Raw genomic sequence first — 12,570 nt, 5'->3', positions numbered from 1 at the left:
CGAGATCGTTCATCGGTTCAGCTCTCTAAGCTCGGCAGGCGGAAATCGCCGCGGGAGATGGCACGGAACAGATCGCCTTCGCGGCGGACGAGCAGCACGCGCTCGCCTTCCTCGAAGATCTGTCCGCTCTGGTCGGGCTCGACCATGACGTAATGCGTCTGACCGTGATGGTCCTCGGCGCGGGCACGGGCGGGCGAACCCAAAGTGGCGCGCCCGGTGATCACTTGCGCGGTGGTGCCGATCAGCACTTCGAGCGGCACGGCAGTGGTATGGTCCTGCGGCAGGATGCGGGCGAGGCCGCGCGCCGCCAGCCCGGTGAGCGGGAGCGATGCGGCGGCAACGGCGGGGACGGCGATCCACGCGTCGAGCGGCGCACCCGCCCAATCGGCCACCGCCTGCTGGAGGATCAGTCCGGCGACGCCGAAGATCGCGAGGAAGACGACAAGGAGCATCAGCAGCGGCAGCCGCCCGACGCCCAGCCAGCTCAGCAGATTGAGATCGGCGTCGGCGTTCAGATCTGTATCGACATCGCCGCCGGCGAGATCGCCGAGGCCGACCAATTGTACCAGACCGATCAACAGCATCAGGAGAATCGCCGTGACGAAGGCGATATTCTCCGATGCACCAAGAAACGAAAGCACTTCCCCACCCCCCGATTCGGAAGCAATTCTAGGGCCGTGCGCGCAAGCACTCTAGAGAAATCGGACGCTCTTGCGGCGACAACGGCACGGTGAATCCCGCGGCAACTTAACAAAATCTTGCCACGCGCCCGGCGGGGCCGCCGCGCCGCGCTATAAGACTCGGCAGGAGCCCATGATGACCCTGCAAGACCTCTACGAAGAACATCGCGAACTTTTCCGCATCGGCGAGAAGCTGATCCACGTCGCGTCCTTCGATCCGCCGCACATGCAGGAACTGATCGCCGCGCGGCGCGAGATGGCGCAGGCGGTGTCGCGGCATCTCGGCAACGAGGCGCGGCTGGCATTGATGCCGCTCAGCGCGAGCACCGACCCCTATGATCGTGCGCTGGCCCGGCGCTACACCAGCGACCTGCTGTCGATGCGGCAGTCCGGCATCGCGCATATGGGCCTATGGACCATGGAGGCGATCGCCGCCGATCCGCGCGAATATCGCCTAGCGGTGCGCGCCCAGCTGCGCATGATGGCGGTGCGGCGCACATGGGAAGAAACCGAGTTCCTGCCGGCGGCGGAGCGGCTGGCCACCGGGCAGCGGCCGTTGTTGCGCGCGGCCGGTTAGGTTCGAGGGCAGCGCGAACCGTAGCTGCGCGGAAGCATTTCACCAGACGTCACCCCCGCGAAAGCGGGGGGCCCATCTCCCGGATCATCCACGCACGCCACAGCTGTGGTATGGTCGACTCCTGCACGAGATGGGCTCCCGCTTTCGCGGGGGTGACGGAGGAGGTGCGAAGGCGCTACTCCAATGTCAGCACGATCTTGCCGATATGCTCGCCCGATTCCATCCGGCGGTGCGCCTCCGAAGCCTGTGTCAGCGGGAAGGTCGAATCGATCACCGGCTTGAGCCGTCCCTGCTCGACATGGGGCCATACGGTTCGGGTCAATTCGTCGGCGACGAGGCTCTTGAACGTCGTATCGCGCGGACGCAGCGTCGATCCGGTGAGCACCAGCCGCTTGCGCATCACTTCCCAGATCGGGATCGTCACTTCGGCGCCGCGCTGGACGGCGATCGAGACGTGCCGCCCCTCCTCGGCAAGGCACTTCAGGTTGCGCGGCAGATAATCGCCGCCGATCATGTCGAGCACCACGTCGACGCCGCGGCCGCCGGTGATATCCATGACCCGCTCGACGAAATCCTCGGTCCTGTAGTTGATCGCGTCGGCCGCCCCCAGCTTGCGTGCGGCCTCGCACTTCGCGTCCGAACCGGCGGTGACCAGCACCGTCAAATGGAACAGCCGCGCCAGCGCGATCGTCATGGTGCCGATGCCGCTGGTGCCGCCATGGACGAGGATCCAGTCGCCATCGGCGGCATAAGCGCGCTCGAACACGTTGGTCCACACGGTGAACAGCGTCTCGGGCATCGCCGCCGCCTCGATCATCGAAAGCGCCGCCGGAACGGACAGGCACTGGCCGAGCGGCGCCACGACATATTCAGCATAGGCGCCGCCGGTGACCAATGCGCATACCGGCTGGCCGATCATCTCGCGGGCGACCTCGGCGCCGATCGCCACGATCTCGCCCGCGGCTTCCATGCCCAGAATCCTTGGCGCGCCCTGCGGCGGGGGATAGAGTCCCATGCGCTGCATCACTTCCGGCCGATTGACCCCCGCGGCGGCGACCTTGATCAGCACCTCGCCCGCGCCGGGCACCGGCACCGGCCGGCGAACGGGGACCAGGACTTCGGGACCGCCGGGCGCTTCGGGATCGATGGCCAGCATCGTTTCGGGCATGGTCATCGGTTGATCGCTTTTCGCCCTCGGTAGAAACCCGAGGCCTTATTGACATCGCCCCTGCCAGGGTCAACGTTCGCTTCGATGGAGGCCGACGAAAACCTTCCGCGTCGCAAGGACGATCTCGCCGCCCAATTGGGCAAGCAGGACCTCGATCCGCTTTCGGTGGACGAGCTGGACGAGCGCATCGCATTGCTCGAGGCCGAAATCGCGCGCTGCAAAAGTAAAATTAAACATGCCGTTAACCACCGCGCAAGCGCCGACGCTCTATTTAAGAGATGAGCGTGACGGCACCGGAGCTGGGGCGACACGCCAGATTTCTCCGGTGCGAGGGCAGTGCGCTTGATGCGGGGCTCAGCCATCCCGACATAATGGGAAACGGGCCGTGTATCCTTTCGGGCCCCCTGGAGTTGTATCCGAATGCCTAGTTTCGCCTCCGCCCTCGAATCGACCCTGCACAAGGCACTGGAGGCCGCGTCCTCCCGCCGCCACGAATATGCGACGCTCGAGCATCTCCTGCTGGCACTCGTCGACGACGAACACGCTTCCAAGGTGATGAGCGCGTGCGGCGTCGAACTGGACGACCTCAAGAACACCGTAGCGCATTATCTCGACACCGAGCTCGAGGCGCTGAAGGTCGAGCAGTCGACCGACCCGTCGCCGACCAGCGGCTTCCAGCGCGTCGTCCAGCGCGCGATCCTCCACGTCCAGTCCTCGGGCCGCGACGAAGTGACCGGCGCGAACGTGCTCGTCGCCTTGTTCAGCGAACGCGAGAGCTATGCCGTCTATTTCCTCCAGCAGCAGGACATGAGCCGGCTGGACGCGGTGAGCTTCATCAGCCACGGCGTCGGCAAGGGCTCGACACCCGGCGAAGCCTCGACCCCCAAGGGCGCCGAGGAAGAGAAATCGGCCAAGTCCGAGACCAAATCGGGCAAAAGCGAGAGCGCGCTCAAGCAGTTCACCGTCGACCTCAACGAGAAGGCGAAGGCCGGCAAGGTCGACCCGCTGATCGGCCGCGGCCCCGAAGTCGACCGCACGATCCAGATCCTCTGCCGCCGCAGCAAGAACAACCCGCTTTATGTGGGCGATCCCGGTGTGGGCAAGACCGCGATCGCGGAAGGGCTGGCCCGGAAAATCGTCGAGGGCGAAGTGCCCGACGTGCTCAAGGAAGCCGTGATCTATTCGCTCGACATGGGCGCTTTGCTCGCCGGCACGCGCTATCGCGGCGATTTCGAGGAGCGGCTGAAGCAAGTCGTCAACGAACTCGAGAAGCTGCCCCATGCGGTCCTGTTCATCGACGAGATCCACACCGTGATCGGTGCCGGCGCGACCAGCGGCGGCGCGATGGACGCGTCGAACCTGCTCAAGCCGGCTTTGTCGGGCGGCACGATCCGCTGCATCGGCTCGACCACCTACAAGGAATTCCGCAACCATTTCGAGAAGGACCGGGCCTTGCTCCGGCGCTTCCAGAAGATCGACGTCAACGAACCCACGATCGAGGACACGATCAAGATCATCGCCGGGCTGCGGAGCGCCTTCGAAGGGCACCACCACGTCAAATACACGCCCGATGCGATCAAGTCGGCGGTGGAACTCAGCGCGCGCTACATCAATGACCGCAAGCTGCCCGACAAGGCGATCGACGTGATCGACGAAGTCGGCGCGATGCAGATGCTGGTGGCGCCGAGCAAGCGCAAGAAGGTGATCACGCCCAAGGAGATCGAGCAGGTCATCGCGACGATGGCGCGCATTCCGGCCAAGTCGGTCTCGTCCGACGACACCCGCGTGCTCGCCAATCTCGAGACCGATCTCAAGCGCGTGGTGTTCGGGCAGGACAAGGCGATCGAGGTTCTTTCCTCGGCGATCAAGCTGTCGCGCGCCGGTTTGCGCGATCCGGACAAGCCGATCGGCAATTACCTGTTCTCGGGCCCCACCGGCGTCGGCAAGACCGAAGTCGCGCGCCAGCTCGCCGAGATCCTCGGCATCCCGCTCCAGCGCTTCGACATGTCGGAATATATGGAACGGCACAGCGTCAGCCGCCTGATCGGCGCGCCTCCGGGCTATGTCGGCTATGACCAGGGCGGGCTGCTCACCGACGCCGTCGACCAGCAGCCGCATTCGGTGCTGCTGCTCGACGAGATCGAGAAGGCGCATCCGGACCTGTTCAACATCCTGTTGCAGGTGATGGACAACGGAAAGCTCACCGATCACCACGGCAAGACGGTCGATTTCAGGAACACGATCCTGATCATGACCACCAATGCCGGCGCGTCGGACATGGCCAAGGAGTCGATCGGCTTCGGCGAAAGCACGCGCGAGGACGTCCAGGAAGAGGCCGTGAAGAAGCTCTTCACGCCCGAATTCCGCAACCGCCTCGATGCGATCGTGCCGTTCGATTACCTGCCGACCGAGGTGGTCGCGCGGGTGGTGGACAAGTTCATCCTCCAGCTCGAATTGCAGCTGGCGGATCGCGGCGTCCACATCCAGCTCGACGACGAGTCCAAGACCTGGCTCACCGCGCGCGGCTATGACAAGCTCTATGGCGCGCGGCCGATGGGCCGCCTGATCCAGGAGAAGATCAAGCAGCCGCTCGCCGAGGAACTGCTGTTCGGCAAGCTCGTCCATGGCGGCGAGGTCAATGTGAAGCTCAAGGACGGGGCACTCGTCTTCGAGACGATCCCCGCCGCGCCCAAGCCCAAGAAGGGCGGCGGCAAGAAGACGGAAAAGGTCGCGGCCAAATAGGCGCCGCTTCTGCGAAAGACTACGGGCTCGGGGGCTTCCCCCGGGCCCGTTTCTTTTGTGCCCAATCGTCATCCCGGCGAAAGCCGGGATCTCAGGCGAAGACGCGATGCGGCATGAGATCCCGGCTTTCGCCGGGATGACGGAGATGGCTCAGTACCGGTAGACCACCGCCGGCGCGGCGTTGTGGACGATCACCACCGTGACGCCGCTCGTGGACAATGGCGGCGGCGGGGCCGGATAATATGCCGGCTGCGGCGCATCGCAGTCCCGCCAGCGGCATTCCTCCAGTTGCGCCATCCGCTCCTCGGCCATGCGGCGCATCCACATGTCGCGATCGATCGCCCAGGCGACCTGGTCCTCGGTGCTCGCCCAGGCCTCGTCCCGGCAGTCCCGGTCGCTTCCGCAGATCCGGTTCACGGCGCGGCCGATCCGGCGCGAGAGTTCGTCCATCCCCGCGGGCATCGAAAGATCGAGCGCGGAGGCGTCGACGCGGATCGAGCGCCACTCGCGGTCCCGCCAGTCGCGCGCCTCGGCAGCGGGAGCGAGGAGCGTGCAGACGGCGGAAAGGCAGAGCAGGATTCGCATGGCTTGATCCCCGGACGATGCTGGATCATAACGGTGCCACAACGCTTCAAGAGCCCCCGGGTCGCACCGGACCGAAACGCCCTTTTGTCCCATTCCTGGACATGACCGCGTCGCATGGGCCGGTATGTTGCTTTCACGGCATATGACTCGTTGCGCCGCGCAGTGGCCCGCGCTTTCCGGACGAGGGACCGTCCGCCAGGGGGATTTCGCGATGAACAGGGTAAGGATGCGGCTGCTCGTCGCGGGGACGTTGTCGGGTACGCTGATGGCGGGAAGCGCGGTGATCGCGCAGGGCGGCGATGCCGCACCCGAGGCGCGCTATGTGATGGATGTCGGCACGGTCGCCGGGATGATGGGCCAGGGCGATCGCCGCGAACTGACGCTGCGGCTCGGCTCGCGGCTGGCGCCGACCGGCGCGCCCAAGGCGGATCACTTCATGCCCGCGGGCGCGAGGCTCGGCGCCTCGGTGCCGCTCGAATCGCCGACGCGCAGCACCGGCGAGGAGATGCCCGCCAATTTCCAGCGCCCCAAGGGCCGGCTGCTGCTCTATTGGGGCTGTGGCGCCAAAGCGGGGCCGGGGCAGCCGGTGGTGATCGACTTCGCCAGGGTGGCCAAGGGGCAGATGCCTCCGGGACTGTTCTCGACCAGGGTGCCTGCGGACATGGGGCCGACGGTCGCCAACAGCCGCAGCTTCGGCCAATGGCCCAACAGCCTGAAGAGCAGGAACATCAGCGGCCAATCCTCGCTGATCGGCCAGCACCGGATAGCCGGCACCTACAGTCCCGAGATCGCCTTCGGCCTCGACCAGGACTTCATGGCGGGGCTGCGCGTGCGCACCAGCGGCAATCCCGACGGTTCGACCGGCCTGAACTGGCAGGGCCTCGGCAACGCCACCGGCTATCACGCCTGGGTGATGGGCGGAAAGGACATGGGTCAGAACGGTGCCGACATGGTGTGGTGGAGCTCGTCGGCAAGCCAGGAATTCGGCGGCGGACTGTGGAGCTGGCTCGCGCCCGCGACCGTCGCGCGGCTGATCGGCCAGAAGATCGTGATGCCGCCCACGCAGACCAGCTGCACCGTCCCCGCCGAGGTCAAGAAGGCCGCGGGCGAGATGATGATGGGCTTCGTCTACGCTTATGGCCCCGAGGCGAACTTCGCGTTTCCCGAACGGCCGAGGGATCCGAAGATCGCGTGGAAGCCGAAATGGACCGCCAAGGTCCGCTATCGCTCGATGGCGACCGTCATGCCCGGCATGCCGAGCATGTCGGACATGCTGGGCGGCCGCGGGCAAGAAGAGGATGGCGCGCAGCCGGACGCCGCGAAGAAGCCGTGCAAGCCCAAGGGCTTGGGCGGCATGCTCAAAAAGGCCGCCGGCGTAGGCTGCTGAGGACTGCGTCCCCAAAATCCTCCCTCGCGAAGCGGGGGAGGTGGCGCGCGTAGCGCGACGGAGGGGGCCGGGCAGTTTCGCCATTCAGTTCCCCTCCCTGCAAGGGAGGGGTTAGGGGTGGGTAAGGAAAGCCGGGTTCGATGACCGGCCTTTCCTTCTCTTCCTAGCATCTCGATGGGCTCGCTACGCTCGCACCCACCCCCTGCCCTCCCTTGCAGGGAGGGGAGCTGTGCAGCTGAATGTCGATACGCTCCCTCTTTGCCGTCGCTCATCCTGAGTGTTAGAGCAACCGCGTGGCTACGACAGAGCAATCCGCGAAGCGGCTGATGCCGCGATCGACTGCCCAGCCCGGCATGTTCGCGCGCCCCTTTTTCGAGGACAAGAGCCGGGCTTTCTGGATTCTTCAGGCGGCGGGGTGGAGCGGCTATCTGCTGCTGCGCACGGTCTCGTCGATCTCGAACGGCTTCTCGGTCGAAGGCATCATCAAGTCGATCATCGAGGCGATCGTGGGCTATTGCCTGACGCTGCTGCTCTCGACGCTGTACGGCTATTATCGTCGGCTGCCGCGGATCACCGGCATCCTGCTGACCCTGGCCACGCTCGGCGCCGCAACCCTGATCTATGCGGTGCTCGAAGCCTTCACCTTCTCGTTCACCGCGGCCGATCCGGGCGTCACGCTCAGCCGCGTGTTCGGCTATCTCTTCCTCAACTTCACGGTGCTCGCCGGCTGGTCGGCGCTGTATTTCGGGATCAATTTCTACCTGATCGTCGAGCAGCAGATCGATCAGATGCAATTGCTCGAGAACCAGGCCTCGTCGGCGCAGCTGGCGATGCTGCGCTACCAGCTCAATCCGCACTTCCTGTTCAACACGCTCAATTCGATCTCGACGCTGGTGCTCCTCAAGCAGACCGAACGCGCCAACGTCATGCTCAGCCGCCTGTCGTCGTTCCTGCGCTACACGCTGGCGAACGAGCCGACCGCGCACGTCACGCTCAGCCAGGAGATCGAAACGCTCAAGCTCTATCTCGAGATCGAGAAGATGCGTTTCGACGAGCGGCTGCGTACCCATTTCGACATCGATCCGCGCTGCGCCAATGCGCGCCTTCCGTCGCTGCTGCTCCAGCCTCTGGTCGAAAACGCGATCAAATATGCCGTCACGCCGCAGGAGGAGGGCGCCGATATCACCGTCACGGCTCGGCTCACCGGAGAACGAGTGCAGATCGCCGTATCCGACACCGGTCCAGGATTGATCGAAAGCAAGCCACGGCCGACTCTGTCAACCGGCGTGGGGCTCGCCAACATAAGGGAGCGACTGGCGCAGGCTTTCGGGCCGGACCATCGTTTCGAAACACGAACGAAACTTGGGGAAGGTTTCAGCGTTGAGATCGAGATACCGTTCCAGCTTGAGGAACCGAACCGAGAGGCCGCATGACCATCCGTACCATCCTCGTTGACGACGAACCCTTGGCGATCCAGGGGCTCGAGCTCCGCCTGCAGGAGCATGAGGATGTCGAAATCATCGACAAATGCTCCAACGGCCGAGAGGCCATCCGCGCAATCAAGACCCACAAACCCGATCTCGTATTCCTCGACATCCAGATGCCCGGCTTCGACGGCTTTTCCGTCGTCCAGGGGCTGATGGAAGTCGAACCGCCGCTCTTCGTGTTCGTGACCGCCTATTCGGACCACGCCATCCGCGCCTTCGAGGCGCAGGCGATGGACTATCTGATGAAGCCGGTGGAGCCTTCGCGGCTCGCCGACACGCTCGACCGCGTCCGCCAGCGGCTGACCGAGAAGCGCGGCGTCGAGGAAGTCGATCGCCTCAAGGAAGTGCTCGCCGAAGTCGCCCCCGAGACGGCCGACGAGATGGCGACGTCCGACACCACCGAAATGGCCTCGAACCGCTTCGAGAAGCTCATCAACATCAAGGATCGCGGGCAGATCTTCCGCGTCGACGTCGACACGATCGAGCGGATCGACGCCGCCGGCGATTACATGTGTATCTATACCGGCGACAACACGCTGATCCTGCGCGAGACGATGAAGGACCTCGAGAAGCGGCTCGACCCGCGCCGCTTCCAGCGCGTCCACCGCTCGACGATCGTCAATCTCGACCTGGTCCGACAGGTCAAGCCGCACACCAATGGCGAATGCTTCCTCGTGCTCGATTCGGGCGCGTCAGTGAAGGTCAGCCGCTCCTATCGTGACGTGGTCGCACGCTTCGTGCACTGATGCGGGGCAGCCCCGCGAAGCCTGGCTCCGTCACGGGCTGAACGGTAGGGCACGGCAAGGGGGTCGCGTCCGCCGTCGCAGGAGGATGCGCGATGAGGGCTGTCCGGACGATCGCTGCGGCGCTGTCGTTGATGTTGTCGCATGGGCAGGCGCTCGCCCAATCGGCGGGGTCGCTGAGTGCGGCCGAGCCGGTCGCCGCCGCTCCGGCGGGGATGCAGGCCTGGCGGGTCCGCTACTGGACCACTAGCGATCGCGGCGCCCCCATTGAAGTCACCGGGATGGTGATCGCACCGCGCAATGCACGGCCGGCGACACCGCGGCCGGTGCTGGCCTGGGCCCATGGCACTTCGGGCGTGGTCGAGCGCTGCGCGCCGTCGCTGCACGAGAAGTTCTTCGCCTGGACGCCGGGGCTGAACGAGGCGATCCGCCGCGGCTATGTCGTCGTCGCGCCGGACTATCCCGGGCTCGGCACCTCGATGCCGCACCCCTATCTCGGCGGCGCCGACACCGCGCATTCGGTACTCGACGCGATACGCTCGGCGCGTGCCATCCCCGGCGCCGGAGCGGGCGCCCGCTTCGCGGTCTGGGGCGAATCGCAAGGCGGTCATGCCGCGTTGTGGACCGGCCAGCTCGCCCGCGCCTATGCGCCCGAACTACACCTCCTCGGGGTAGCCGCCGCCGCACCGCCGACCGACCTGGTCGAGAATCTGCGCGGCGGCGGCAACCCGACCGTCCGCGCCTTCCTGACCGCCTTCGTCGCCTATAGCTGGTCGCGCCATTTCGATGCACCGCTCTCGACGCTCGGCAACCGCACGACCCAAGGGGTGATCACCCGCCTCGCGCGCAACAATTGCCTGCAGCCCGGCGCGAAGCTCCGGCTCGGCACCATGCTGGGCGCGGTATCGCTGCGCAGCGCATTGAAGAATGTCGATCTCGGCCATCTCCAGCCCTGGGCGCGGCTCGCGCGCGAGAATAGCCCCGCGGCGCGGCCCTATGGCGTGCCGCTGCTGATCGCACAGAACCCCAAGGACATGATCGTCGCACCCGACGTGACCCGGAGCTTCGCGCGCCGGATGTGCGGCAACGGCGCCCGGCTGCGCTACATCGCGATCACGGGCAAGGGCCACGAGACCAGCGCGACGGATAGCGCTGGGGCCACGCTCGACTGGATCGACGCCCGCTTCGCCAGGGCCGCCGCTCCGAGTGACTGCGGCAGGATCTGACGCGTTCGTCCGATCCGGCGCATCGCCCGAGATCAACCCCATCACCGTCATCCCCGCGAAGGCGGGATGACGAAAAAATTGAAGTCCGCGATCTAGCCTCGGTCGGGCATGCCGCCTAGAACAAGCAGGGAACATCGGGAGAAATTCACATGACGAAGTTCGAATCATTCGCAGCGCTGCACGTCCCCGGAAAGCCACTCATCCTGTTCAACGTCTGGGACGCCGGATCGGCGAAGGTGGCCGAGCGCGCCGGGGCAAAAGCGATCGCCACGGGAAGCGCCTCGGTCGCCACCGCGCACGGCGTGGACGACGCCGAAGGCCTGCCGATCGTGCTGGCGCTCGCCAATGCGGAGCGCATCGTTGCGGCGGTGGAACTGCCGGTGACGATCGATTTCGAGGGCGGCTACGCCACCGACGAAGAAGCCCTTGCCGGCAACATGGCCGCCCTTGTCGCCACCGGCGCCGTGGGCTGCAATTTCGAGGATCAGGTGATCGGCGGCGAGGGCATGCATGCCGTCGCGGTGCAGGCCGGACGGGTCGCCGCCGCGCGCCGCGGCGCCGGGCCGGACTTCTTCCTCAATGCGCGGACCGACATTTTCCTGCAGGCCAAGCCCGACACTCACGATCAGGCCAAGGCCGACGCCGCGATCGAGCGCGCACATGCCTATGCCGAGGCCGGTGCCAGCGGCTTCTTCGTGCCCGGGCTGGCGGACCTCGACCTGCTGGCGAAGGTCTGCGCCGCCTCTCCGCTGCCGGTGAACTTCATGGCCTTTCCCGGTGCGCCCTCGGCCGAGGCGGTCGCCGCGGCCGGCGTGGCGCGTATCAGCCACGGCCCCTTCCCGCACATGCTGGCGCTCAAGGCCTTCGAGGACGCGGCGCGGACGGCTTTCGCGGAGTGATCGGATTCGCCGGAGCCATGAATTCCTCTCATGGCTCCGGCGAGATTTGATCCTTTGCGCATCCCCTGCCCTCGACGGCATCAAGCGGCGGAAGGGAGATGCATGGATGGACAGGCGCACATTTCTTTGGGCCAGTGGCTGCGCGGTTGTGGCGACTGCGGCAGCGGCAGCGGCAGAGCCCGATCGGATCGCGCCCAAGCGCTTCGGTCCGGAATTTCGCAGGGCGGTCGCGGCGGTCGAACAGGCGAGCGGCGGCCGGCTGGGTCTGGCGATAATCGACACCGGCTCGGGCGAGCGCTTCGGCCGGCGTGGAGCCGAACGCTTCCCGATGTGCAGCACCTTCAAGTTCGCGTTGGCCGGGCTGATCCTCAAGCAGGTCGAGCGGAAGCGCGAAACGCTCGCGCGGCCCATTCCCGTCGCCGCGGCCGATATCGTCGCCAACTCGCCCTTTTGCGAGGCGCGCGTCGGCGGCAGCGCGAGCATCGCCGAACTCTGCCATGCGACGATCACCGTCAGCGACAACAGCGCCGCCAATCTGCTGCTCCGCACGATCGGCGGTCCGTCCGGCTTCACTAGGTGGCTGCGGAGCGTCGGCGATCCCGCGACGCGGCTCGACCGCTGGGAGACCGAGATGGGCGAAGCGCGCCCCCGCGACGTTCGCGACACGACCACGCCCGTGGCGATGGCCGGCCTGGCGCGACGCCTGTTGCTCGGCAACGCGCTGGCGCCCGCCGGCCGCGCGCAACTGACCGGCTGGATGAAGGACACCCGCACCAGCCGCAACAGCCTGCGCGCGGGGCTTCCGGCCGGTTGGACCGTCGCCGACAAGACCGGTGCCGGCGGATATGGCACGGACAATCTGGTCGCGATGGTCTGGCCCCCGCGGCGCGCGCCGCTGGTCGTGGCGAGCTACATCACCGGCAGCACACTGGAATTCGAGAAGCGCCGCCCGCTGCATGCCGGTATCGGGCGCGCGATTGTGACGGCGATGGGATGATTACAATATGCCGTCACCCCCGCTTTCGCGGGGGTGACGGCGAGGATATTTGAAAGCCGAAAAGCCCGACCTTGTTCCG

Annotated in this window: 12 protein-coding genes; 9 read left to right on the top strand and 3 right to left on the bottom strand. The window is 66.1% G+C overall.

What is annotated here, in order from left to right; genetic code table 11:
• Nucleotides 1-17: 17 nt before the first annotated feature.
• Nucleotides 18-641 carry a YqiJ family protein gene (locus tag ASE13_RS14645; RefSeq protein ID WP_056617296.1) on the bottom strand — a complete coding sequence of 208 codons (624 nt, stop codon included), beginning with the start codon at nt 639-641 and terminating at the stop codon, nt 18-20.
• A 175-nt stretch (nt 642-816) separates the two neighbouring features.
• On the opposite strand from ASE13_RS14645, the gene ASE13_RS14640 reads away from it, so the two are divergent.
• The gene (locus ASE13_RS14640) at nt 817-1,257 is read left to right on the top strand and encodes a hypothetical protein (protein ID WP_156404901.1); all 441 of its coding nucleotides are present in this window, start codon (nt 817-819) and stop codon (nt 1,255-1,257) included.
• Nucleotides 1,258-1,432: 175 nt separating this feature from the next.
• Here the strand turns inward: ASE13_RS14640 and ASE13_RS14635 are convergent, their stop codons facing one another.
• A complete protein-coding gene (locus tag ASE13_RS14635) occupies nt 1,433-2,431 on the bottom strand; it encodes an NAD(P)H-quinone oxidoreductase (RefSeq protein WP_235536992.1) in 999 nt (332 codons plus the stop codon).
• Between the two features lie 78 nt (nt 2,432-2,509).
• Between ASE13_RS14635 and ASE13_RS19540 the strand changes: the two genes are divergently transcribed.
• Nucleotides 2,510-2,707, top strand: a complete 198-nt coding sequence (locus ASE13_RS19540) for a DUF1192 domain-containing protein (RefSeq protein WP_082596822.1) — start codon at nt 2,510-2,512, stop codon at nt 2,705-2,707.
• Nucleotides 2,708-2,845: 138 nt separating this feature from the next.
• Nucleotides 2,846-5,167: an ATP-dependent Clp protease ATP-binding subunit ClpA gene (gene clpA, locus ASE13_RS14630; RefSeq protein ID WP_056617291.1), complete on the top strand. Its 2,322-nt coding sequence runs from the start codon at nt 2,846-2,848 to the stop codon at nt 5,165-5,167.
• A gap of 150 nt (nt 5,168-5,317) precedes the next feature.
• On the opposite strand, the gene ASE13_RS14625 is transcribed toward clpA, so the two are convergent.
• Nucleotides 5,318-5,752 (bottom strand): UrcA family protein, encoded by a 435-nt coding sequence (locus ASE13_RS14625; RefSeq protein WP_056617288.1) that lies wholly within the window; start codon nt 5,750-5,752, stop codon nt 5,318-5,320.
• Nucleotides 5,753-5,963: 211 nt separating this feature from the next.
• On the opposite strand from ASE13_RS14625, the gene ASE13_RS14620 reads away from it, so the two are divergent.
• The 6 genes from ASE13_RS14620 (at nt 5,964) to bla (ending at nt 12,491) form a co-directional block, all read left to right on the top strand.
• Nucleotides 5,964-7,139, top strand: a complete 1,176-nt coding sequence (locus ASE13_RS14620; RefSeq protein WP_235536991.1) for a hypothetical protein — start codon at nt 5,964-5,966, stop codon at nt 7,137-7,139.
• Nucleotides 7,140-7,465: 326 nt separating this feature from the next.
• Nucleotides 7,466-8,572, top strand: coding sequence for a sensor histidine kinase (locus ASE13_RS14615; RefSeq protein WP_056617917.1), 1,107 nt, complete (start codon nt 7,466-7,468; stop codon nt 8,570-8,572).
• A complete protein-coding gene (locus tag ASE13_RS14610; protein ID WP_056617283.1) occupies nt 8,569-9,372 on the top strand; it encodes a LytR/AlgR family response regulator transcription factor in 804 nt (267 codons plus the stop codon). Before ASE13_RS14615 ends, ASE13_RS14610 begins: the two co-directional genes overlap by 4 nt.
• Before the next feature lie 92 nt (nt 9,373-9,464).
• The gene (locus ASE13_RS14605) at nt 9,465-10,595 is read left to right on the top strand and encodes an alpha/beta fold hydrolase (protein ID WP_082596819.1); all 1,131 of its coding nucleotides are present in this window, start codon (nt 9,465-9,467) and stop codon (nt 10,593-10,595) included.
• 149 nt (nt 10,596-10,744) lie between these two features.
• Nucleotides 10,745-11,494, top strand: coding sequence for an isocitrate lyase/PEP mutase family protein (locus ASE13_RS14600; protein WP_056617278.1), 750 nt, complete (start codon nt 10,745-10,747; stop codon nt 11,492-11,494).
• A 106-nt stretch (nt 11,495-11,600) separates the two neighbouring features.
• On the top strand, nt 11,601-12,491 hold the full coding sequence (bla, locus tag ASE13_RS14595) for a class A beta-lactamase (RefSeq protein WP_056617275.1): 891 nt from the start codon (nt 11,601-11,603) through the stop codon (nt 12,489-12,491).
• Nucleotides 12,492-12,570 lie beyond the last annotated feature (79 nt).

Source organism: Sphingomonas sp. Root241 (assembly GCF_001428865.1).
GTDB lineage: Bacteria > Pseudomonadota > Alphaproteobacteria > Sphingomonadales > Sphingomonadaceae > Sphingomonas.
The sequence above is the reverse complement of the archived record's forward strand: the minus strand, read 5'-3'. Positions and strand labels throughout refer to the sequence as shown.